The sequence below is a fragment of the Catellatospora coxensis genome, from assembly GCF_016862635.1.
GTDB lineage: Bacteria > Actinomycetota > Actinomycetes > Mycobacteriales > Micromonosporaceae > Catellatospora > Catellatospora coxensis.
This window is the reverse complement of record NZ_BONI01000006.1, coordinates 51,315-72,529: the sequence shown is the minus strand read 5'-3', so window position 1 is coordinate 72,529 and position 21,215 is coordinate 51,315. Positions and strand designations below refer to the sequence as shown.

The 21,215-nt window shown below is 72.6% G+C and carries 15 protein-coding genes and 1 pseudogene; 7 read left to right on the top strand and 9 right to left on the bottom strand.

Annotated elements, in window-relative coordinates:
- Positions 1-31: 31 nt before the first annotated feature.
- Complete coding sequence (locus tag Cco03nite_RS04965; protein ID WP_203688871.1) at positions 32-862, top strand: AbfB domain-containing protein; 831 nt, start codon at positions 32-34, stop codon at positions 860-862.
- A 541-nt stretch (positions 863-1,403) separates the two neighbouring features.
- Here Cco03nite_RS04965 and Cco03nite_RS04960 read toward each other — a convergent pair.
- Entirely contained in the window at positions 1,404-4,256 is a 2,853-nt protein-coding gene (locus tag Cco03nite_RS04960; RefSeq protein WP_203688870.1) for an ATP-binding protein, read from the bottom strand.
- 139 nt (positions 4,257-4,395) lie between these two features.
- On the opposite strand from Cco03nite_RS04960, the pseudogene Cco03nite_RS42200 reads away from it, so the two are divergent.
- Both Cco03nite_RS42200 and Cco03nite_RS04950 read left to right on the top strand, forming a co-directional pair.
- Positions 4,396-4,779: pseudogene (locus Cco03nite_RS42200) on the top strand (metallophosphoesterase); the annotation flags it as partial.
- Between the two features lie 609 nt (positions 4,780-5,388).
- Positions 5,389-6,546, top strand: coding sequence for a saccharopine dehydrogenase family protein (locus Cco03nite_RS04950; protein WP_239167141.1), 1,158 nt, complete (start codon positions 5,389-5,391; stop codon positions 6,544-6,546).
- Between the two features lie 57 nt (positions 6,547-6,603).
- Here Cco03nite_RS04950 and Cco03nite_RS04945 read toward each other — a convergent pair whose 3' ends face one another.
- Complete coding sequence (locus Cco03nite_RS04945) at positions 6,604-8,124, bottom strand: hypothetical protein (RefSeq protein WP_203688869.1); 1,521 nt, start codon at positions 8,122-8,124, stop codon at positions 6,604-6,606.
- A 343-nt stretch (positions 8,125-8,467) separates the two neighbouring features.
- Between Cco03nite_RS04945 and Cco03nite_RS04940 the strand changes: the two genes are divergently transcribed.
- Positions 8,468-10,354 (top strand): cellulase family glycosylhydrolase, encoded by a 1,887-nt coding sequence (locus tag Cco03nite_RS04940; protein ID WP_203688868.1) that lies wholly within the window; start codon positions 8,468-8,470, stop codon positions 10,352-10,354.
- Between the two features lie 244 nt (positions 10,355-10,598).
- Positions 10,599-13,325 carry a PQQ-dependent sugar dehydrogenase gene (locus Cco03nite_RS04935; RefSeq protein WP_203688867.1) on the top strand — a complete coding sequence of 909 codons (2,727 nt, stop codon included), beginning with the start codon at positions 10,599-10,601 and terminating at the stop codon, positions 13,323-13,325.
- Positions 13,326-13,367: 42 nt separating this feature from the next.
- Here the strand turns inward: Cco03nite_RS04935 and Cco03nite_RS04930 are convergent, their stop codons facing one another.
- Complete coding sequence (locus Cco03nite_RS04930; RefSeq protein WP_203688866.1) at positions 13,368-14,279, bottom strand: LysR family transcriptional regulator; 912 nt, start codon at positions 14,277-14,279, stop codon at positions 13,368-13,370.
- A gap of 70 nt (positions 14,280-14,349) precedes the next feature.
- Between Cco03nite_RS04930 and Cco03nite_RS04925 the strand changes: the two genes are divergently transcribed.
- Positions 14,350-15,267, top strand: a complete 918-nt coding sequence (locus Cco03nite_RS04925) for a DMT family transporter (protein WP_203688865.1) — start codon at positions 14,350-14,352, stop codon at positions 15,265-15,267.
- 173 nt (positions 15,268-15,440) lie between these two features.
- Here Cco03nite_RS04925 and Cco03nite_RS04920 read toward each other — a convergent pair whose 3' ends face one another.
- From Cco03nite_RS04920 to Cco03nite_RS04905, 4 genes are read right to left on the bottom strand one after another with little or no spacing between them, the layout of a single operon-like run.
- On the bottom strand, positions 15,441-16,382 hold the full coding sequence (locus Cco03nite_RS04920) for an acyl-ACP desaturase (RefSeq protein ID WP_239167124.1): 942 nt from the start codon (positions 16,380-16,382) through the stop codon (positions 15,441-15,443).
- Positions 16,383-16,438: 56 nt separating this feature from the next.
- Positions 16,439-17,170, bottom strand: coding sequence for a lysophospholipid acyltransferase family protein (locus tag Cco03nite_RS04915; RefSeq protein ID WP_203688864.1), 732 nt, complete (start codon positions 17,168-17,170; stop codon positions 16,439-16,441).
- Positions 17,109-18,470 carry an MFS transporter gene (locus Cco03nite_RS04910; protein ID WP_203688863.1) on the bottom strand — a complete coding sequence of 454 codons (1,362 nt, stop codon included), beginning with the start codon at positions 18,468-18,470 and terminating at the stop codon, positions 17,109-17,111. The genes Cco03nite_RS04915 and Cco03nite_RS04910 overlap by 62 nt, the downstream gene beginning before the upstream one ends.
- On the bottom strand, positions 18,467-19,039 hold the full coding sequence (locus tag Cco03nite_RS04905; RefSeq protein WP_203688862.1) for a winged helix-turn-helix domain-containing protein: 573 nt from the start codon (positions 19,037-19,039) through the stop codon (positions 18,467-18,469). Before Cco03nite_RS04905 ends, Cco03nite_RS04910 begins: the two co-directional genes overlap by 4 nt.
- 218 nt (positions 19,040-19,257) lie before the next feature.
- Here Cco03nite_RS04905 and ssuE point away from each other — a divergent pair, with 218 nt between their 5' ends.
- A complete protein-coding gene (ssuE, locus tag Cco03nite_RS04900; protein WP_203688861.1) occupies positions 19,258-19,791 on the top strand; it encodes an NADPH-dependent FMN reductase in 534 nt (177 codons plus the stop codon).
- Here the strand turns inward: ssuE and Cco03nite_RS04895 are convergent.
- Entirely contained in the window at positions 19,788-20,474 is a 687-nt protein-coding gene (locus Cco03nite_RS04895; protein ID WP_203688860.1) for a hypothetical protein, read from the bottom strand. The two genes, ssuE and Cco03nite_RS04895, sit on opposite strands and share 4 nt — an antisense overlap.
- Before the next feature lie 8 nt (positions 20,475-20,482).
- A complete protein-coding gene (locus Cco03nite_RS04890) occupies positions 20,483-21,172 on the bottom strand; it encodes a nucleotidyltransferase domain-containing protein (protein WP_203688859.1) in 690 nt (229 codons plus the stop codon).
- Positions 21,173-21,215 lie beyond the last annotated feature (43 nt).

Here is a 21,215-nt window from a genome sequence, read left to right as displayed (position 1 = left end):
GGGCACCGGGGTGCGTCGGTAGCGTCCTGGCGTGACCAAGCATCGGGCGAACGAGGACGACGCGACGACGATCCTGCCCAGGCTGAGCCTGCCGGCGACCGTCGAGGAGCTCGCGGCGCAGGAGCGGGCCTCGGCGCCGAAGCGCTCCCGGCGGCCGGTCGTGATCGTCGCCGCGGTCACCACCGTGCTCGCCACCGCGACGGCGGGCTGGGCGCTGACCCGGCCCGCCGACCAGGTGATCCCGCAGCCCGCGGCGCTGCCCACGGCGGGTTCGCGCGGATACGTCGACGGGTTCGGCGCGGTCGGCGAATCGGTGGCGCCGCCGGTACGCGAGCTGCCGCGCAGCCCGGCGGCGCACCCGTCGGCGGCCGGGCCGTCCTCCGCCGCGCCCGCGCCGGGGCAGTCGCTGGCCCCGTCGGCGCTGGTGGCGGGCACCCAGCGGTCGCTGCGTGCGGCCGACCGCCCGGACCGGTTCGTCCGGCAGAGCGGCGGCCTCGCCTCGCTCGTCAGCGTCACCCTGGCCAGCCCGGGCGGGGTGCGGCAGGCGGCCACCTTCACCGTCGCGGCGGGGCTGGCCGACCGGAACTGCTTCTCGTTCGTCGGCGTCGACGGCGGTTACCTGCGCCACCGGGACTGGCGGATCCGCCACGAGCAGAGCGACGGCTCGCAGCTGTTCCGGGCCGACGCGACGTTCTGCGTCCGGCCGGGCAAGGTGCCGGGCGCGGTCTACCTGGAGTCCTACAACTACCGCGGCTACTACATCCACCTGCGCGGTGAGGAGCTGTGGATCGACCGGTGGCGCGACCGGGACGACCGCTTCGACCGCGAGTGCGCCTTCGCGGTCAGCACACCCTGGGGCTGACCTGCAATTTGCATGGTCCGGGGCCATCCGTAGGCGGTCCCGGTTACTTGCGTATGGCTACGTAGCGCTCTACGGATTGTCGCCACAGCCGTGCTCGGCGATCGTTGAAGGCATGGGTGGACCACCTGGGAACCGCCGAGCGACTCCCCAGCGGCACGTGACTTCGTCTCCGTGTCGCTGGGTGGATTCGCACCCCGTCGGAGGGACCCGAACGGTTTGAAGGTAACGGCCGGTCACCGCCGGCCGGAACCAGTGCTCTCGCTGAGCGGTGTGGCAGGGAGATGCGTCGTCATCCAGAGCTGGCGGCGTACGACCCTGAGGTGGGGGAGCGGCCGATCGTCGCTCCTCCACCACCAGCACGAACAACAGGCTCGATCCACCGTCGCCCGGCCTGTGCCAGGGCCGCGACGGGGCCTGGGGAGGAGGTGGCCTCCGGTGCCGGCAACGGTTCCGGGGGCCGCTCATGCTTCCGCCTCGCTGCGCTCGGCTCCAGCATGAGTCGCTGTGCTCATGATTCGCTCGCTGACGCTCGCTCATGGGCTCAACCGGGCAGGTCCAGCTCCACCCCGGCCAGTTCGGCTCGCGAGTGGACGCCGAGCTTGTGCAGCGAGCGGGCGACGTGCTGCTCGACGGTGCGCGGCGACAGGAACAGCATCTGGGCGATCTCGCGGTTGGTGCGCCCCTGCGCGGCCAGCCGGGCCACCTCCCGTTCCCGGGGCGTGAGGCCGCCGCCGTAGCCGGGCCGCCCGCCCCGCGCCACGACCCCGTGCTCGCGCAGCGTGTGCTGGCAGCGGGCGGCGTCCCAGCCCGCGCCCAGTCCCGTGAACACGGCTCCGGCCGCGGCCAGCACCGCCAGCGCGTCGGCGTCGCCGGGTCGTTGGGCCAGTTCGCTGCGGGCCCGGCCCTCCTCGGCCTGGGCCGCCTCGTACGGGCGCGGCTGCGCCGCGAAGCCCTTCGCCGCGCCGGCGAAGTGGGGCACGGCCTCGGCGTGCCGGTCCTCGGCGGCCAGCAGGTGCCCGCGGCACAGCTCCAGGGACGCCGCCGCGAGCGGCGACTCCCGCCCGGCCATGCCCGCGGCGAACTCGTCGGCCAGGCCGCGCGCCTCGCCGGTCAGGCCCGCCTGGCCCAGCACGTGCACCGCGTACGGGGCCAGCTCGGCGGCCCAGTTCCAGATCCCCTTGGCGCGCACCCGGTCGACGGCGCGGCGGGTCTCGGCGACGGCCTCGTCGAGCTGCCCCCGGGCCGCGAGCACCCGGATGTACGCCCCGGACGCCGCGGCGACCACGGGCACCGTGCTGGTGTGCGGCGCGGCGACGCCCGCCGCCGCGAGTGAGGACTCGGCGGTGTCCCAGTCGCCGCGCGCCATCGCCAGCAGCCCGGTCACCAGGTGGCCCTCGACCTCCGTGGTGGGGCCGTCCGGCCCGATGAACTCGGTGGCCCGGTCGGCGAGGCCGGTCCAGCGGCCCATCGACCAGTCCAGGCGCAGCATCGTGCAGCGGGCCGTGGTGGAGGTGACCGACGCGCCGACCTGCGCGGCGAGGTCGGTGGCCTGGCGCAGGAAGTCCTCGGCGGCGCGGTGGCGGCCCAGCAGGATCGTCGCGTCGGCGAGGTTCTGCAGGCCGCGGGCGACCTGCTGGCGTACGGCCAGGTTCGAGCCGCCCTCGGTGGACAGCCGCTGCGCCACCGTCCACGCCACGGGGTCGCCGCAGTTCATCAGCAGGGTGGCCCGGTTGGCGAGCACGGCCATCTTGATGGCGGCGTCGTCGCAGGCCGCGGCGGCCTCCTCGGCGCGCTCCAGCCAGCCCAGGTCGTGGCTGAACGAGGAGAAGTGCAGCACCGGCCAGGACAGCACGGCCATGGCGCGGGCGGCCAGTGCCGGGCGCTCGTGCAGCTCGTCGACGGCCCGTTCCACCTCGGCCGCGCCCTCGGCGTACTCCCCGGCCTGGTTCATCAGCACCAGCCCCAGCTTGAGCCGCAGCTCGCCGCGGGCGGCGACGGGCAGCCGGTCGTCGGCGATGATGCGGCGCAGCAGCGCGACGGTCTGGTCGGAGCGGCGGCCGACCTCGGCGGTCTGCGCCAGCCGGATCGTCAGCCGGGTGCGCACGTTGCGCGGCACGGTCTGGTCGGCCAGCACCTCCTCCAGGGTGGCGATCGCGGCCTCGTTGTCGCCGTCGGCGATGTAGCGCTCGGCGGCCGCCTCGGCGTGCCGCATCCAGGACTTGTGCTGGCCGGAGCGGCGGTGGTGGTGGGCCAGCCGGGCCAGCTGCGGGGCCGCGTTGCCGTGGGCGAGCGCGGCCGCGGCGCGGCTGTGCAGCTCGCGCCGCCACGGTCCGGGCATCACCTCGTACACGGCGCGGGCGGCCAGCGGGATGCGGTAGCCGTAGCGCCCGTCCTCGGCCTCGGCGAGCACCGCCCCGGCCAGCACCTCCACGAGCGCGTCGCGGCCCTCGCCGGCGTCCATCCCGGACACCTCGGCGAGCAGCTCCTCGGGGACCGGCTCGTCGAGCACGGCGGCAGCCTCGGCGATGCGCCGCCCGGCCGTGGACAGCGCGGCGACGCGGGCGTTGGTCAGCTCGCGCAGCCGGGCGGGCGGCGCGAACCGGCCGAAGCCGTTGCCGTCGGGGTCCTCGCCGGGCAGGCGCAGCTGTTCGAGCACGTCCTCGATGACGCGGGGCACGCCGCCGGTGACCGTGGCGAGCCGGGCGGTGAAGTCGGCCGGCACGTCCGGGTTGGCCCCGCTCTGCCGCCGCACCTGGCGTACCAGTTGGCGCACCTCCTCGGCCTGCAGCGGATGGACCCGCACGGTGGCCGAGCGCATCTGCGGGGCGTACGCCGCGGCGACGCCGAGCGGCAGCCCCGGCACCGCCAGCTCCTCCGGCCGGTACGACAGCACCAGGCACACCTCGGGCAGCGGCGCGGACAGCAGCAGCGACAGCAGGTCGCGTGAGTCCGGGTCGATCCACTGCAGATCCTCGACGACCAGGGTGACCCGGCCCAGCGAGCCCAGCAGCGCGCGGATCGCCCGCAGCATCCGGTGGCGCTCCTCGGCGGGGTCGGCCAGCCCTGGCAGGTCCGGCGGCATGCGCTCGGCGAGTTCGGGCAGCAGCGGGCGCAGCGCGCCGAGCAGCGGGTTCAAGGCGGAGGCCGGCGGCAGGTGCGGCTCGGCGCTCAGCAGCAGGCCCGTCACCGCGGCCAGGGGCAGCGGCGGCCGGATCGGCGGGCACGCGGCGGCCAGCACCGTACCGCCGGCCTGCCGCCGCCACTCGTTGATCAGCCTGGTCTTGCCGCTGCCGGCCTCGCCCGCGACGAACAGCACTGCGGGTGGATCGGCCACAGCGTGGAGGAAGCGTTGCAGAGTCTCGTTGCGCCCGACGAACGCGCGGTCTGTCTGCACGACCGTATCTTCGCCGCTGTCGGGCATCGACGCCAAGTCGTCCCGTGCCGTGATCACGACAGCGGTCGTCCGGGCTTCCCAGGCCGGTCCACCGTGCGGGCCGTGGGTAGTGTGGCGGCGCGGGAAAGAGGAGGCGCGGATGGGCCGGGTCATCGTCATCGGGGACGTCGGCGGTTTCCCCGATCAGCTCAGCACGGCCCTGATCGCGGCCGGGGCGCGCAGGAAGGATCTGCGGCTGCCCGCCGACCTGACCGTCATCCAGGTCGGCGACCTCGTCGACCGCGGCCCGGACAGCTCCGGCGTGCTGCGCATCGTCGCCGGACGCCTCGACGACCAGCCGGACCAGTGGATCCAGCTGCTCGGCAACCACGAGTCGCAGTACCTGCCCGGCGGCGACCACTTCTTCCCGGAACGGCTGTCCAAGGACGACGCCCGCCTCCTGCGCACCTGGTGGGCGGACGGCAGGCTGCGCGTGGCGGCCGCGGTGCGCACCGCCGACGGCGACGACTACCTGCTCAGCCATGCCGGGCTGACGGTCGCCTGCTGGCAGGAGCTGGGCGAGCCGGCGACCGCGGCGGCCGCGGCGCGGCTGCTCGACGAGCGGCCCGAGCCGATGCTGTGGCGCGGTTTCTACACCGGCGCCGACGGCAAGTCCGGGCCGCTGTGGGCCGAGGCCGGCTCGGAGCTGTACGGCGAATGGCTCAGCTTCCACGCCACCGGCGGCTTCGTGCCGTTCGGGCAGATCCACGGCCACTCCCAGGTCGTGGGTTTCCGAGACCGGAGCTGGCGCTGCGGGGGGAAGATCCGGCAGCGGGCGACCGTCGACTGGGAAGCCCGGCACGTGCGGGTGCGCGCGGGCGGGCGGGTGCTCATCGGCGTCGACCCCAAGCACGGCCGCAGCGGGGCAGAATCATGGCGTCCCCTGGAGCTCGACGACACCACGGTGCTCTCCTTCGGCCAGCGGTCCGGCGACGACGTGCGGTCTGGCGACGAGGTGCGGCCTGGCGACGAGGCGCGGACGGGTGCCGCGGCGACCGCGGGTGGCGTACTGCGGTCGGGCGATGCGCCGGCCGGCGCTGCTGCCGGGACGGCGGGCGAGGCCACGCGGCGCGCGGACCGGCCGTACGACGTCGTGCTGTTCGGAGCGACGGGGTACACCGGCGGCCTGACCGCCGAATACCTTGCACACCACGCGCCGGAGGGCTGCCGGTGGGCGCTCGCCGGGCGTGACCAGGCCCGGCTCGCGGCGGTGCGGGACCGGCTGGCCGCCGCCGTGCCCGGCTGCGCCGAGCTGCCGCTGCTGCACGCCGACAGCGGCGACCCGGCGTCGCTGGCCGCGCTGGCCGCCTCGGCCCGCGTGGTGATCAGCACCGTCGGCCCGTACGTGCTGCACGGGGAGCCGCTGGTGGCCGCGTGCGCGTCGGCCGGCACCGACTACGTGGACCTGACCGGGGAGCCGGAGTTCATCGACGACATTTATGTGCGCCACCACGCCGCCGCCGTCGCGTCCGGGGCGCGGCTGGTGCACGCGTGCGGGTTCGACTCTGTGCCGCACGATCTCGGCGTGTACCTGACCGTCGGGCGGCTGCCGGCCGACGGCCCGATCCGGGTCGACGGCCACGTCCGCGCCGGTGGCACGGTGTCCGGCGGCACGCTGGCCTCGGCGCTGCTGGCGTTCTCCCGGCGGCGGGAGACCGCGCGGGCGGGCCGCGAACGCCGCGCGCTCGACCCCCGTCCGGCGGGCAGGCGGATCCGCACACCGCTGGGCGGGCTGCGCCGGGTGCACCCGGACAGCGGGCTCCAGGGCTGGTCGGTGCCGCTGCCGACGGTCGATCCGCAGATCGTGGGCCGGTCCGCGGCGGCGCTGGAGCGGTACGGGCCGGACTTCGCCTACACCCACAGCGCGGCGGTGCGCCGCCTGCCGGTCGCGCTGGCCGGGCTCGCGGGCGCGGCGGTGCTGTTCGTGCTGGCCCAGCTCGGGCCGGTGCGGCGGTGGCTGATGCGGCGGCGGCCGGGCGGGCAGGGGCCGAGCGCCGAGCAGCGGGCGAAGAGCTGGTTCACGGCCCGTTTCGTGGGGGAGGGCGGCGGCCGGCGGGTGGTGACCGAGGTGTCCGGTGGCGACCCCGGCTACGGCGAGACCGCCAAGATGCTCGCCGAGTCGGCGCTGTGCCTGGCCTTCGACGAGCTGCCGCCGACGTCGGGGCAGGTCACCACCGCCGTGGCGATGGGCGACGCGCTGGCCGCGCGGCTGGTGAATGCGGGGCTGCGGATCGAGGTGGAGCAGGCCTGAAGACGGCGATGGCCGCCGGGCGGGTGCCCGGCGGCCATCTGTCTGCCTGGGATCAGGTCAGTTCAGCTCGACCGGCATACGCCGGCGACGGGCCGTCATGAACACGACGACGCCGAGCGCCACGAGCGCGCCGCCCACGCCGGCGATCAGGCCGACCTGGACGCCGGTGACCGGCAGGCCGCCGCCGGTGCCGCCCGCCGCGTGCGTGATCGCCGCGTCGTTGTTGGCGTTGTTCGCGTCGGTCCACGGCTCCCAGCGGCCGACCGGGGTCAGCGTGGACAGGCCGTCCGCGCCGCTGTCGCCGGTGATCTCGAACTTGAAGTCCAGCGTGTACGTCTCACCGGCGCCGAAGAAGTAGCTCTGGTTCCAGCAGTGGTAGTACGTGTACCCGGGCTTGGAGCCCCGGCCCTCGTAGCCGTCGCCGACCTTCTCGATCGCCTCGCACTCCTTCGGCACGCCGACGAGCTTGGCCCATTCGGGCACGGTGATGCCGAACATCAGGATCGGCTCGCCGGAGCTGACCGAGTTCGCCGAGCTGGGGCCTGCGTTCTTCACGCCGAGCTTCGTCGTCACGACGTCACCGACGCCACCGGCCACGTCCGCGCCGATCGCGGCGAGGTCGAACGGGGTGTCGATGAGCCAGCTGGAGTCGGCCCAGTTGTCCCGAGTGTCGATCTCGACGACGCGCGCGCTGCGCTGGCTCGGCATGGTGGCCGGGACCAGCTCGAGGTGCTTGCCTGAGCCGCGCTCGGCGAAGCCCATCCGGGTACGCGCCTGGGCGGGGAGGTCCTCGCCGACGTCCACGCTGGAGCTGCCCCGCTCGAACTTCGAGGTGTCGGCCGCGATGCGGCCCTGGAAACCGCCCTTGATCTCGACGGCCTCGTTGGAGGCCAGCGGCTTCGTCAAGCGCAGGGTGCAGTAGACGTGCGTGCCCTGGGCCTCGTCCCAGACGGCGTACTGGCACTCCTCGTACTCGACGGGGGTGATGCCGTGGGTGAAGCTGAAGGTGAAGCTCAGCGTCGACACGGCCTGGTCGCCGACGTTGCCGACGACCATGGGCAGCGACACGTCCTCGCCGACCTTCGCCGCCTGGTCGTACTTGCCCTGGTCCAGGACGATCAGGTCGGCGCCGCTCTTGACGGTGACCTTGGTGTTGACGGTGTACGGCTCGTGGTCGGCCGACGACGTGGTCACCGGGACCTCGGCGGTCTTGCCCTCGGTCGCGCCTGCCAGCGGCTGCAGCAGCACGGAAATGATGCTGTCGACGCCGCCGTCGGCGAAGGTGCAGGTCGCGGCCTTGTCGACAACCTTGCACCGCTCGTCGTCGGGGTCGAGGAATGAGACCTTGGCGATGCCGTCCAGCTCGGCCAGGTCGAGGACGACCTTGCCGCCGGTGACGTCCTCGCCGAAGATGTACAGCGGGTAGACCTTGCCCGGCGCGCCGGCGGCGCCCATGGTCAGGTCGTCGAACTGGGCGCCGAAGTAGCCGGCGGCGTGGGCGGGCGCGGGGGCCAGCGCGATGGCGGCCGCGGCGACGGCGCCCACCGCCAGCAGGCGGCGGGGGATGGGCAGTCTCATGGGGTGTTGCGTCCTCCCGTGACGATGATCGTGCCGCCGCAGGATACGTAGAGCCTTTCATGTTCGCTGACCCACCGGTCAGGTCGTGGCCGGTCGGCGGCGGTGCTCGTCTTATCGGCTGACCTGCCTGTCGCCGGACGTCGTGCATGAACCGGTTCAGTCGAACGTTCGCCTCCCGGGGTGCGGGGGCCGGAGGGGGCACCTTAACCGGTTGCGCCCATCGGTGCATCAACCTATGCTGATGCCGACGCTTGTAGGGAGCCGTCGGGCTGCGTCATTCCGAGTCCTCGTGTCCGTCCCCCGTGCCGGCCATGCCGGCGGGGCTGCTCCCTCCGAGGTGAACATGAAGAGAAAGATCGCGCTGGCCGCTGCGTCCCTGCTGACGCTGGCCGCCGCCGTGGTGGCGTTCAGCCAGCCCGCGCAGGCCGCCACCGGCATCCGCGTCACCAACGGCAAGCTCGTCGAGGCCAACGGCACCGCGCTCAAGCTGCGCGGCATCAACCACCCGCACGCCTGGTACGCCACCCAGACCAGCTCCTTCGCCAACATCAAGGCGGCCGGGGCCAACTCCGTGCGCGTGGTGCTGTCCGGCGGGCGCTGGACCACCAACACCGCCTCCGACGTCGCCAACGTCATCTCGCTGTGCAAGACCAACAAGCTGATCTGCGTGCTGGAGAACCACGACACCACCGGCTTCGGCGAGCAGAGCGGCGCGGTCAGCCTGGACGCGGCGGTGAACTACTGGATCAGCATCCAGAGCGCGCTGACCGGCCAGGAGAACTACGTCATCCTCAACATCGGCAACGAGCCGATCGGCAACAACGCGGTCACCCCCAACTGGACCGACGCCACCAAGAGCGCCATCCAGCGGCTGCGCAACGCCGGGTTCCAGCACACCATCATGGTGGACGCGCCGAACTGGGGCCAGGACTGGTCGTTCACGATGCGCGACAACGCGCCGAGCGTGCTGGCCGCCGACACCACCGGCAACACCATCTTCAGCGTGCACATGTACGGCGTGTTCGACACCGCCGCCGAGGTGAACGCGTACGTCGACTCCTTCACCAGCCGCAACCTGGCGCTGTGCGTGTGCGAGTTCGGTGACAACCACTCCGACGGCAACCCCGACGAGGACACCATCATGGCCAAGACCCAGACCGCCGGCATCGGCAACATGGGCTGGTCGTGGAGCGGCAACGGCGGCGGTGTCGAGTACCTCGACATGGTGACGAGCTTCAACCCGGCCCAGCGCAGCACCTGGGGCAACCGCTACATCACCGGCAGCAACGGCCTGTCCACCACCTCGACCCAGGCGACCATCTACAACACCGGCGGCGACACGCAGGCCCCGACGACGCCGGGCACCCCGTCGGCGTCGAGCGTGACCTCTTCCTCCCTGTCGCTGTCCTGGACGGCGTCGACGGACAACGTGGGTGTGACCGGCTACGACGTGGTGCGGGTGTCGGGTTCGACGGAGACGGTGCTGGCCTCGCCGAGCACGAACTCGGCGGCGCTGACCGGCCTGTCCGCGGGCACGCAGTACACGCTCGCCGTGTACGCCAAGGACGCCGCGGGCAACCGCTCGGCCCGCTCGAACACGGTGACCGTGACCACCTCGGGCACCGGCGGCGACACGCAGGCCCCGACCACGCCGGGCACCCCGTCGGCGTCGAGCGTGACCTCTTCCTCCCTGTCGCTGTCCTGGACGGCGTCGACGGACAACGTGGGTGTGACCGGCTACGACGTGGTGCGGGTGTCGGGCTCGACGGAGACCGTGCTCGCCTCGCCGAGCGGCAACTCCGCCTCGCTGACCGGCCTGACCGCCGCCACGCAGTACACCCTGGCCGTGTACGCCAAGGACGCCGCGGGCAACCGCTCTTCGCGCTCGTCCACGGTGAGCGTGACCACGCAGTCCGGCGGCGGCACGGGCGGCTGCACGGCGACGTACGCGATCACCAACCAGTGGCCCGGCGGCTTCGGGGCGAACGTGACCGTGACCAACGGCTCCACCGCCAGCACCAGCTGGGCCGTGACCTGGACGTTCGCCAACGGGCAGACCATCACGCAGATCTGGAGCGCCCAGGACACCGCCAGCGGCGCGAGCCACACCGCGCGCAACATGAGTTACAACGGCAACCTCGGCCCGAACGCGTCCACGTCGTTCGGTTTCAACGGGACCTGGAACAACTCGGTCAACGCGGTACCGGCGCTGACCTGTACGCGCAGCTGACAGCCGCTTTGCGAACAGCCGCATCCGCCCCGTACCCGGAGGGCGGGTGCGGCTGTTTAGTTCCCGACAATTCCCTTCTCCATACGTATTGGGGAAATTAGGGCTTATTTGGAGACTTCCGCGTGTAAGAGCCTGAATTCTGCATTCCGCTCGTTAGCCTGTCGCACTGTCAGCGGACACCACACGAGCAGGAGGCTTTCACGCTATGGGTCATCGGAGATCGCTGCCCGTCGGTGCGGCGCTGATGTCTGGAATTCTCTCGATCGCCATGCCCGGCCCGGCCGCGCATGCCGCCGCGCCGCCGACCGCGCCCACCATCACCGAGCCCGGCGCCGACAACATGCTGGTCAGCGCGGCCGACGTGCACATGGAGGCGGCCCCGTTCAGCGACCCGGACGGCGACGCGCACCTGTGCAGCGAGTGGGAGATCGTCACCAGCGGCGGCGAGCGCGTCTGGGCCAGCGGCTGCACCGGCGGCGTGCTGCGCAACCACATCCACATGGGCGACGGCGTCTTCGAGAACTCGCACGTCGGGCGCAGCGACCTGATCCCCGACAAGGACTACGAGCTGCGGGTCCGCTTCAAGGACAGCAGCGGCGACCCGGGCACCGAGTGGAGCAACTGGTCCGAGCGCCCGTTCCGCACCGCCAAGGAGAGCAAGCCGCTGCCCGACGCCCCGCAGTGGGTGGTCAAGCAGGACGGCTACAAGGTCGAGGAGGTGGCCGGCGGGTTCCAGCTGCCGGTCAACATCGCGATGGTGCCCGGCCACGTCGCCGACCCGAGCAAGCCGATGTTCTACGTGACCGAGCTGTACGGCAAGATCAAGGTGGTCAAGGCCGACTACTCGGTGTCCACCTACGCCGACGACCTGCTCAACTACGACCCGACCAAGGCCTTCCCGGGCAGCGGTGAGATGGGCGTGGCGGGCCTGGTGATCGAGCCGCAGACCGGCGACATCTTCGCGTCGATGGTCTACAAGGACGGCGGCAACTACTACCCGAAGGTCGTCCGCTTCCACAGCACCGACGGCGGCAAGACTGCCGCGTCGAAGAAGACCATCCTCGACCTCGACGACGAGCCGCAGAGCGCCTCGCACCAGATCTCGAACCTGAGCATCGGGCCCGACGGCAAGCTCTACGTGCACATGGGCGACGCGATGGAGCCCGACACGTCGCAGGACAAGGACTCGGCGCGGGGCAAGGTGCTGCGGCTCAACCTGGACGGGTCGGTGCCCAGCGACAACCCGTTCTACAACTCCGGCGACGGCATCGGCGCCCGCGACATGATCTTCGCGTACGGCCTGCGCAACCCCTTCGGCGGCGCCTGGCGCGCGGCCGACGGCCAGCACTACTCCGTCGAGAACGGCCCCGGCGCCAACGACCGCCTCGCCCGCATCACCAAGGGCACCGACTACGGCTGGGGCGGCAGCGTCAACGACATGAAGAAGAACGCGCTCTACTACTGGGAGCGCACGCACGCGCCGGTGAACATCACCTTCACCGAGCAGAGCGACCACCACGCGGGCGGCTTCCCCGAGGACAAGTGGGGCCACGCGTTCGTCTCCGAGAGCGGCCCCACCTACGCCAGCGGGCCGCAGGAGAAGGGCAAGCGCATCGTCGAGTTCGGGTTCAACGGCGACGGCTCCGTCACCGGCCCGAAGACGCTGGTCGAGTACAACGGCAGCGGCAAGACCACGGTCGCCGGCCTCGCCGTCGGCCAGGACGGCCTCTACTTCACCGGCCTGTACCCGGACACCGGCACCGACCCCACCAAGGCCGGCGCGAAGATCTACCGGGTGCGCTACGCCCCGTCGCAGGCCGCCTCACCGGTCATGATCTACGGCGACCGCGACTTCAAGGGCTCCTTCCAGGCGCTCGGCGCGGGCGTGCACGACAACGCCAAGGGCGAGCTGGGCTCGGTCGGCAACGACAAGATGAGCTCGCTGAAGGTCGGCCCCGGCTACCGCGTCGTGGTCTGCCAGGACGACAGCTCCCAGGGCCGCACCAACGCCCTGAACCTCGGCGCATGCCGCTACTACGGTCCCGGCCAGCACGAGTTCGTCGGCACGGACCTCAACGACAAGGCGTCGACGATCGCCGTCCTGGGCGGCCCGGCCAAGGGCAAGGGCGTCACGGCGTACACCGGGACGAACTTCTCCGGCAGCTCGCAGGGACTCGGCGTCGGCGGCTTCGAGGCCAGCGTCGGCGAGCTGAACCAGGTCGACACCGAGACCAGCTCGATGAAGGTGGCCACCGGGCACGAGGCGCTGGTCTGCCAGCACGACCGCGACGCGGGCGTCAACAGCGGCCAGGTCGGCCCGTGCCGCTACTTCACCGCGGGCGACCACCCGGCGCTGGGCGACAACTTCGAGGACAACGTGCACCTGATCGCGGTCGGCGGCCCGGCCGTGACCGTGTACAGCGAAGCCGGTCTCACCGGTCTCTCCCAGCAGTTCCAGCCCGGCATCCACCAGGCCTGGCAGGGCAACCTGAACGTCGTCGGCAACGACGCGATCACGTCGTTCCGGGTCGAGCCGGGCTACCGGTTCGTGGCGTGCAGCAACGACGGCAAGAACTTCTCCAACAAGGGCGACCTCGGCCCCTGCCGCACCTTCGGCGCGGGCGAGCACTCGCTGCAGGGCAGCACGCTCGACAACAAGATCTCCCTGATGGCGGTGCTGGCCGGGCCGAGCAACGGCGCGCGCATGACGGTCTACCGGGACCGCGACTTCAAGGGCGTCTACAACAAGTACGGCATCGGCATCTACGAGTCGGCGGAGATCGGCCCGGTCGGCAACGACAAGATCAGCTCGCTGAAGGTGGCGGCCGACCACGAGGCCGTGGTGTGCCGGCACGACAGCGCCAAGGGCGAGGCCGACATCAACCCGTGCCGCCTGTACGTCGCCGGTGACCACAAGTACGTCGGCGCCGACCTCAACGACGACATCTCCCTGGTGGCCATCGCGAAGTGAACGCCCGCGCTCCTCTGCGGGCCGGGGCCGGGCCGGGTGGGGCTAGGGCAGGCCGAGTGTTGCCGGGGCGGCGAGCAGGTTGCGGGTCAGCTCTTCGACCAGGGGGGACTGCTTGCCGCGGCGGGTGATCAGGCCGATGTAGCGGGTCGGGGCGGGGGCGCGCAGGGTCAGCACGGACACCCCGGGCGGCGGACCGGCCAGCGCCACCGACGGGATCAGGCCGATGCCGACCCCGGCCGCGATCAGCGACACCGCGAACCCGTAGTCGGTGGTGCGGCAGGAGACGTTGACCTCGAACCCGGCGATCGCCGCGTACCCGTCGAGCAGCTCGCCGACGCTGACGCAGCCCTGCACCCACCGCTCGCCCGACAGTTCGGCGAGGTCGATCTCGTCGCGCCCGGCGAGCCGGTGCCCGGCGGGCACCACGATCCGCATCGGATCGTCGAGCAGCGGGGTCCAGGCCAGGCCGGACCGGTCGCCGGGCCGGACCGGGGGAGGGCCGTCGAAGTGGTACACCAGTGCCAGCTCCGCCCGGCCCTCGCGGACCAGGGCCAGGCTCTCCTCGGTCTCGCTCTCCAGCACGGTCAGCTCGGCCCGCGGGTGCGCTGCGGCGAACCCGGTGAGCGCGGGCGGGAGCAGCAGCTGCCCGCCGCTGATGAAGGTGGCGACGGCCAGCCGCTCGGCGCGGCCCTGGGCCAGCCGGCTGATGCGCTCCTGGGCGTGCACCAGCTCGGCCAGCACGACGTCGGCGGACTCGACGAGCACCCGGCCCGGGTCGGTGAGGGTGGTGCCCCGGGTGGTGCGTTCCACCACGGGCGTGCCGAGGCTGCGTTCCAGCGCGGCGATCTGCTGGGACACCGCCGACGGCGTGAGCAGTAACGCCGCCGCCGCGCCGCTGAAGCTGCCGTGCTCGGCCACCTCGCGCAGGATGCGCAGCCGCTGTACATCGATCATTAGAACCTCTGTAAGCCGCGTAAGGAAGTCATCACTACCGCTAACAACTCTAGCGCGCGAGGCTGAACACATGAAGCGTCAAGCCTGGGTCCTGCTGGCCGCGATGTCGGTGCTCTGGGGCATCCCGTACCTGTTCATCAAGATCGCGCTGACCGAGCTGTCGCCGCCGGTCGTCGTCCTCGGACGCACGCTCATCGCCGTGGCGGTGCTGCTGCCGCTGGCCCACCGGCGCGGGGCGCTGGCCGCGCTGCGTGGCAGGTGGGCCGCGATCGGGGCGCTGTCGCTGCTGCACGTCGTCGCGCCGCAGCTGCTCATCACGTACGGCGAGGTCCACATCAGCTCGTCGCTGACCGCGCTGCTGCTGGCCTCGCAGCCGCTGGTCATCGCCGTACTGGCGCTGCGCTTCGACGCCTCCGAGCGGGCCGGCGCCCGCAAGCTGCTGGGGCTGCTCGTAGGCCTGGTCGGAGTGGCCGCGGTGGTCGGCTTCGATCTCGGCGGCGGCGACGGCCTGGAACTGCTCGGCGCGGGCCTGGTCCTGCTCGCCGGGGTGTCGTACGCCGGAGCCACCACGCTGGTGAAGAAGCGGCTGTCGGACGTACCGCCGCTGGGTGTGGTCGTCGGCACCACCGGCATCGCCAGCGTGCTGCTCCTGCCGGCGGGCCTGCTGTCGGCCCCCGCGACGCTGCCCGCCCTGGACGTCTCGGCCGCCGTGCTGGCCCTCGGCCTGCTCAGCACCGCCCTGGCGTTCCTGGTCTACTACAGGCTCATCGCCCTGGCCGGCGCCGGCTCCGCCGCCCTGGTCTCCTACACCAGCCCCGCCGTAGCGGTCCTGCTGGGCGTACTCCTGCTCGCCGAACCCCTCACCCCGGCCACCGTCATCGGCTTCGCCCTCATCCTCCTCGGCTCCTGGCTCTCCACCCGCAAACCCGCCCCCAAACCGGCTCCCACCCCCACTCTCGCCCCCCGCCACCCCGCCCTCTCGCGTTGATCATGAACTTATGGCACGGCTGAACGGCGTGTCGCCGCCCTAACTTCATGATCGATCAGGCCCCCCACCCGTGCTGGATGAGGGGCCTGATCGATCATGAAGTTGTGGCCAGGACGCGCCGCCGAACCGTGCCATAAGTTCATGATCAACGCGGCACGGGGTGGCGGGCTGGGTCAGGCGGTGCGGGCGGCGGCGCGGGCCTGGTGGGCGGCGCGCTTGTCCTCGAAGCGGGAGGCGGCGGTGTTGAGCTTGGTGAGGACCTCCACCAGCTCCTCGCGGGTGCGCTCGCCCTCGGCGGACAGGCCGGTGCGCTCCAGGACCTTGAGCTGGCGCAGCACGGGCATGACCACCTCGTCGTGGTGGATGCGCAGGTCGTAGATGCCGGCCATGGCGATCTGCACCGACTTGCGGCCGAAGTTCTCGATGGTGTGGCCGGGCATCTGGAACGCCTTCACCACGCGCAGGATCGCCTCCATGGCCGCGTTCGGGACCAGCTCGAACGCCGCCGTCAGCAGGTTGCGGTAGAAGAGCATGTGCAGGTTCTCGTCGTTGGCGACCTTCGCGAGCAGGGCGTCGCAGATCGGGTCGCCGCTGACGCGCCCGGTGTTGCGGTGCGCGACGCGGGTGGCGAGCTCCTGGAAGGAGACGTACGCCAGGGAGCCGAGCACGTCGGGGTGGTCGGCGGTGTAGCCGGCCTCCATGTGCGTCATGCGGGCCCGCTCGAGGGCGATCGGGTCGACGGCGCGCGTGGTCAGCAGGTAGTCGCGGATCGCGGTGCCGTGCCGGCCCTCCTCGGCCGTCCAGCGGTGCACCCAGGTGCCCCACGCGCCGTCACGGCCGTACAGCGTCGCGATCTCGTGGTGGTAGCTGGGCAGGTTGTCCTCGGTGAGCAGGTTGACGATCAGCGAGGTGCGGGCGACCTCCGACAGCTTCGACTGGCTGGGGTCCCAGGCCTGGCCGCCGAGCGGGCCGTCGAAGTCGCTGCCCTGGCTCCACGGCACGAACTCGTGCGGGAACCACTCCTTCGCGGTGGCCAGGTGGCGGTTGAGGTTGGTCTCCACCACCGGCTCGAGTTCGCGCAGCAGTACCAGGGTGTCGGTGGTTTCGGTCGTCAACGCAGTCCTCCTGAGATGGGCTGGTAACTACGGTACCGTAACCTACGGCACCGTAACTAGTCCTCGTCTGCGGAGTCTTTGACCTGGTCGGGGGCGGGGGCGGTGCCGCCGAGGTGGGCGGGCAGCCACCAGGAGTCCTCGGGGCCCTGAGGTTTGTCCGGATACTGCTGCTGTGCCCGGTCCAGCAGTTCCTGCATACGGCGGTGCAACTCGGCTGTGACGATGTCGGACTTGTCCCGCTTGCTGGGATACATCGGCTCGCCGACCAAGATCGTCACCGCCACGTGCCGCTGGGTCAGCTTGCGCGGCCGCCCCTTCGTCCACAGGCGCTGCGGGCCCCACAGCGCCATCGGGATCAGCGGCACCCCGGCGGCCGCGGCCATCCGCCCCGAACCGCCCTTGAGCTCCTTGACCGTGAACGACTGGCTGATCGTCGCCTCCGGGAAGACGCCGATGACCTCGCCCTCCTTCAGCGCCTCCAGCGCCGCCTTGTACGACGACAGCCCCGCCTCGCGGTCCACCGGGATGTGATGCATCCCACGCATCAGCGGCCCGGCGATCTTGTTGGCGAAGATCTCCTGCTTCGCCATGAACCGGACGAGCCGCTTCGACGGCTGCGCGGCGAACCCGCACAGGATGAAGTCCAGGTAGCTGATGTGGTTGCAGGCCATGACCGCGCCCCCGGTGGTGGGCACGTGCTCGGCTCCCTGCACGTCGATACGCAGGTCAAGAACGCGGAATGCGGTCTTCGCGAGGGCGATCACGGGCGGGTATACGCGGTCCGACATGGCGTAACAGTAGAGCCCGTGGCCGGACGCCCCGACGGCGCGGCAGCCCCCACAGCGTCAGCGCCGCCCCAGCGAGCAGCAGCCCCGCCCCCGCGAACGCCGGGCCCGGCCCGTACGCGGCGGCCAGCGCCCCCAGCGCGACCGAACCCGCGGCCGCGCCCAGCTGCAGCAGCAGCGACTGCACCGACAGCACCGTGGCCCGCTCGCCGGCCTCGACCCGGTCGTGCAGCAGCCGCCCGACCGGCGCCACCGCCGCCCCCAACCCCAGGAACATCAGCAGGTACGCCGCACCGGCCGCGACCACGCCGACCCACCCGTCCAGCGCGGCCGTGCCGGCGAGGCCGCCCAGCGCCAGCGCGGCCAGCACCGTGCCCGCACACGCGGCCCGCCCCGGCGAGCCGAGCCACCTGGTCAGCGGCACCCCGAGCGCGCTGCCCGCCGCGTCCGCCGCGAAGCCGATCGCCGCCACCAGCGCGTACGCGAGCACCCCGCGCCCCGCCCCGCCCGACAGCACCGCCATCCACGCCGGGGTCAGCAGCTCGATCACCGCGAGCCCGGTCCCCGTCGCGGCGGCGACCAGCAGCACCCGCACCAGCACGTGATCACGCCCGGCCAGCCGCAGCCCGGTGCCCACGGTCGCGGGCACCCCGCGCAGGACCGCCCCGAATCGGGGCCGTGATCCCCGCGCCTCCGGCATCCCGAACAGCACGACCAGCAGCAGCACCAGCTCGCACACCGCCGCCAGCAAGACCGGCACGGCCAGCCCGGACGGCACCGTGTCGGGCACGGCCGGATCCCCCGTCGCGGCACCTGGCCAGAGGAACGGGATCAGCCCTCCGGCGAGCACGCCGAGGCCGAGCGCGGCCGAGGCGGCCACCCCTCCGCGGGCCAGGCCCGGACCGAGGTCTGCGTCGCGGCCTTGCGCGGCGTGCACGGCGTCGACGTACCACGCCTCGGCCGGGCCGGAGGACAGCGCGCGGGCCACCCCGCGCAGCACCGCCGAGAGGACCAGCAGCCACACCGCCCCGGTCAGCCCGAGCAGGGCCAGCCCGGCCAGTCCGGCGACGGCGGAGGCGGCCAGCACGGGCCGCCGCCCGAGCACATCGGACAGCCCGCCGGTGGGCAGCTCCAGCACCACGATGGTGATCGAGTACACCGCGCCGATCGCCGCGATCGCGCCCAGGCTCAGCCCGCGATCGAGCATCAGCAGCACCAGCGGAGCGGTGTACAGCCCGGCGGGCAGCCAGGTCAGGAACGCGATCGCCACGTAGCGGCGGCGCGCCGCGTCCGCGGTGATCACGCGGCGTCCCTCGGCAGGCCGGAAACGAGGATGCTGACCGGGCGCGCGGCCGGGTCGGCGGCGTCCTGCGCTACCAGCTCGTCGACGTGCGCGTAGAACCGGGCCCAGAGCGTGTTCACCGAGTCGGGCGTGAGCCGCACCAGCAGGTCGCCGATGCCGCTCGCCTCGACCCACTCCGGGGGCAGCGAGCCGAGCATGGCCTCGTACCCCTCGACGTCCCTGATCAGGACGTCCACCTGCTGGCGGCGCATCACCGCGGACGCCTCGCGGCCCTCCGCGGTGGCCGCCATGGCGGTGGCGCTCCACTCGTTGACCCGGTGCACGGCCTGCCAGCGCCGCGCCCGCGGGTGGCCCGGGTCGCCCGCCTCCGCGATGAACCCGTACTGCGCGAGTTTGCGCAGGTGGTAGCTAGTGGACCCGGTGTCGGTGGCGAACCGATGCGCCAGCTCGGTGGCGGTCGCGGGCCCGTGCTCGCGCAGTGCCCCCAGCAGCCGCGCGCGCAGCGGATGCGCGAGCGCCTTGAACTCCTCGACCTCGCCGACCCGGCGCACGCCGTCACTCTGACTCATGCCCCGCACGGTACCCATGCAGAATTTTCTTTGCAAACAGAATTCTGCAACACGTTGATCGTCCGAGTCGCCCGGCAGGTGTGCGTATCTTGAAGCCGCATACCGGCATGTGCCCGGCAAGTCGGGCGATCATGAGCGGGTGGGCGCCGCCAGACCTGCGGCCCGGAGCCGTGGCGCGATACGGTGGCTGCGGGATCCGTGAGACAGGGGAGGTGGACGTGGCCGTCGTGGTCGCGATCAGCGGCTCGCCGTCACCGACCTCGCGGACCGCGCGCGTGCTGGCCAACGTGGCGGGCGCGCTCGACGCCGAGATCGACACCATCGCCGTGCGCGACCTGCCCGCCGAGGTGCTGCTCGGCTGCGACCCGTCGCATCCGGTGATCCTCGACATCGCCGAGCGCCTGGCCGCCGCCGACGGCGTCATCGTCGCGACGCCGGTGTACAAGGCCGCCTACAGCGGCATCCTCAAGGCGCTGCTCGACCTGCTCCCGCAGTACGCCCTCGCGGGCAAGACGGTGCTTCCCCTGGCCACCGGCGGCACCGTCGCGCACGTGCTGGCCATCGACTACGCGCTGCGGCCCGTGCTCACCACCATGGGCGCGACCCACGTGCTGCCCGGCTACTTCGTGCACGACCAGCTGATCAGCGACGGCCCCGACGGCGACGTGATCATCGCCGAACCGGCCCGCACCCTGCTCGACGGCGTCGTCGCCGCCTTCGCGGCCGCCCTGACCCCGAAGGTGCGCGCCTAACCCGTCACGGCACCGTGCCGCCAGTCGGCGACGACCTCGATGTGCAGGTCGGTCCAGTCGCGATCCTGCCGCGGCCGCCAGTCGTCGACCGACACGCAGTGGTGCGGCGCACCACAACTGCCGCCCGTGCCCGGCCGCGGGCCCTCCGCCAGCCGCCGCAGGCAGTGCCCCCAGCCGCGGAAGGCGACCGTGCCGCCGACGACGAACACCGTGCGTCCCGACAGCTCGATGCGCAGGTGGTCGCGCTGCTCGACGTACCCGCGGGCGTCGTGGTCGACATCCTCGTAGGCGGGCAGCACCCCCGGCGGGATCACCGCCGTGTGCGGCGTGCCGCCCCGCAGCCGTGCCCGCACCTGCTTCCACCGCGACAGCGGAAACTGCAGCCGGTGGTGCAGCAGCAGGTCGAACGACGCCGCGCCGGTCCCCGCGAACGGCGTGTGCGCGGGTGGCGGGGCGGCCCGCATCGGCAGGTACACCAGCGAGTGCGGCGAGATCGTGGCCAGCGCCCACGCGGCGTGCAGCACGGCGGCCGCCGTCCGGTCGGTGTACATCAGCAGGCAGTGCGGTCGGCGGTCGGCACCCGCGGGGAACAGCGCCGCGCGGGGCAGCGTCCGGTAGGGCCGCAGCACGCGGTGGTTCAGCGGCCCCAGCCGCACCTCGTCGACGAGCGCCCGCAGTCGCATCCGGGCGGTCAGCGCTCTCCGGCGATGCGGAAGCCGTCGACGAGCGGGCCGCCGGTCTGCTCGATCAGCTCCGCGGCCAACGCGGGCAAGGCGGTCGGGTCGTCGCGTACGGCGAGCCAGCGCCGGGCGAAACCGGGATCGAAGTCGCGCAGTTCCCGGGCGCGCCACTTGCCGGTGCCGCGCCAGTGCGGCGGACAGGCCGTGGCGCAGGCGGCGTCGGCGACGGCCTGCCACAGCATCGCCGCGGTGGCGGCCGCCTCGACCGGGTCGCTCGCATGCGCCAGGTCGTCCGACAGGTCCGCGAGGCCGTAACGCACCATGTTCAGCTGGTCGGCGGTGAGCGGCCGCGGTCCGGCGGCGAGCACGCCCACGCAGTGCGCCTGCAGCCTGGTCGCGTGCTCGTCCGCGCCGGTGAGCAGCTGTCCCCCGGCGACCATGCGGTGCAGCGCGGGATTCCCGTCCCGCAGGTCGAATCCGAGGTAGCGGTCCAGTCCGGGCTGGTCATAGGCGAACAGGTCGACGTTGAACCCGGCCCACCGCTGCCACTCCCGGAACGGCAGCGCGTCACCCTCGTCGAAGAAGACCAGGATGTCGAGATCGGATCCGGGCGTACGCGCCGCCGTCAGCACGCTGCCGGTGAGCATCGCCCACCGGGCGTGGGGGTACCGGTCCTCGACGAGGCGCCGTGCGGCGGCCACAGGATCATCGTGCACATCTGCCAGGGTCCGGGCCGCGCGCCGC